Annotated in this window: 1 pseudogene; it reads left to right on the forward strand. The window is 74.5% G+C overall.

Annotation, left to right across the window (positions count from 1 at the left end):
- Positions 1 to 132 precede the first annotated feature (132 nt).
- Positions 133 to 1,718, forward strand: a pseudogene (locus tag ABZS66_RS61575) (DUF4118 domain-containing protein); the annotation flags it as partial.

Raw genomic sequence — 1,718 nt, forward strand, 5'->3', positions numbered from 1 at the left:
AACCCCCCCCCCGGGGCCCCGGGGTTGCCAAAGATTAAAATTTGCACTGGGGGGGCGGGGGGGGGGGGGGGGGGCGCCCGGGGGGGGGGGGGGGCCCCCCCCCCCCCCCCCCACCGCCCCTTCACCGAGGCGATGCTCGCCGGGCTGGAGGTGCTCCCGCGCCGGGCCGTGCCCTACCGCGGCAGCACCTTCACCGAGCTCGACGTCGAGGCCGTCCTGGAGCGCCGGCCCGAGCTGGCGCTCGTCGACGAGATGGCCCACTCGCGGGTACCGACCGGCAAGCGGTGGCAGGACATCGACCGGCTCCTCGACGCGGGCATCGACGTCCTCACGACGGTCAACATCCAGCACCTCGAGTCGCTCAACGACGTCGTGCAGCACATCACCGGCGTGCCGCAGCGCGAGACCGTGCCCGATGCGGTGGTCCGCCGGGCCGAGCAGATCGAGCTGGTCGACATGACCCCGGAGGCTCTGCGCCGCCGGATGGCCCACGGCAACATCTACACGCCGGACAAGGTCGACGCGGCGCTCGGCAACTACTTCCGGGTCGGCAACCTCACCGCCCTGCGCGAGCTGGCCCTGCTGTGGCTGGCGGGGAAGGTCGACGAGCAGCTCGACGCGTACCGCGGTACCGCCTGGGAGGTCCGGGAACGGGTCGTCGTCGCGCTCACCGGCGGCCCCGAGGGTGACACCCTCATCCGCCGCGCGGCCCGGATCGCCGTGCGCAGCAAGGGCGCCGACCTCCTCGCGGTCCACGTCGTGCGGGGCGACGGCCTGTCCGGCGGCGACCCGGTCGACCTCAGCCGGCAGCGGCTGCTCGCCGAGAGTCTCGGCGGCACCTACCACCAGGTCGTCGGGGCCGACGTGTCGGCGGCGCTGCTCGACTTCGCCCGCGGCGTCCACGCGACCCAGCTCGTGCTCGGCGCCAGCCGCCGCGGCCGGCTCGCCCAGATCCTGGCGCCGGGTGTCGGCGCCACCACGACCGCCGACTCCGGGCCGATCGACGTGCACCTGGTCACCCACGAGCAGGCCCGCAAGGGCCGCCTGCGGCTGGGCGTGCGCGGCGGCGGGCTCACCGTGCGGCGAAGGTTGCTGGGCTTCGCGCTCGCGCTGGCCGGCCTGCCCCTGCTGACCCTGGGCCTGGACACGCTCCGCGGCGACCTCGCGTTGCCGACCGACATTCTGGCCTATCTGGTACTGGCGGTGGCCGTCGCGCTGCTGGGCGGGCTCTGGCCGGCGCTGCTGTGCGCGGTGGGCGGGTTCCTGCTGCTGAACTTCTGGTTCACCCCGCCGCTGCACCGCTTCACCGTCGCCGAGCGCGAGAACCTCTTCGCCCTCGTCGCCTTCGTCTTCGTCGCGATGGCGGTGGCCACGGTCGTCGACGGCGCCGCCCGCCGGGCCCGGGAGGCGGCCCGCGCCTCGGCGGAGGCGCAGACCCTGGCGACCCTGGCCGGTAGCGTCCTGCACGGCGACGAACCCCTGACGGCCCTGCTGGAGCGGGTCCGGGAGTCGTTCGGCCTGGTGAGCGTCAACCTGCTCGAACGGCACGGCTCCAGCTGGCGGATCGTGTCCACCGTCGGCGGCCGCCCGTGCACCTCGCCGGGCGAGGGCCAGACGGAGGTGACGATCGACGATGATCTTTCACTGGTACTGCGGGGTCACTCGCTGCCGGCCGCCGACCGGCGGTTGATCGAGGCGTTCGCGGCGCACGCCGCGAT

The organism is Dactylosporangium sp. NPDC005572, from assembly GCF_040605515.1.
Taxonomy (GTDB): domain Bacteria; phylum Actinomycetota; class Actinomycetes; order Mycobacteriales; family Micromonosporaceae; genus Dactylosporangium.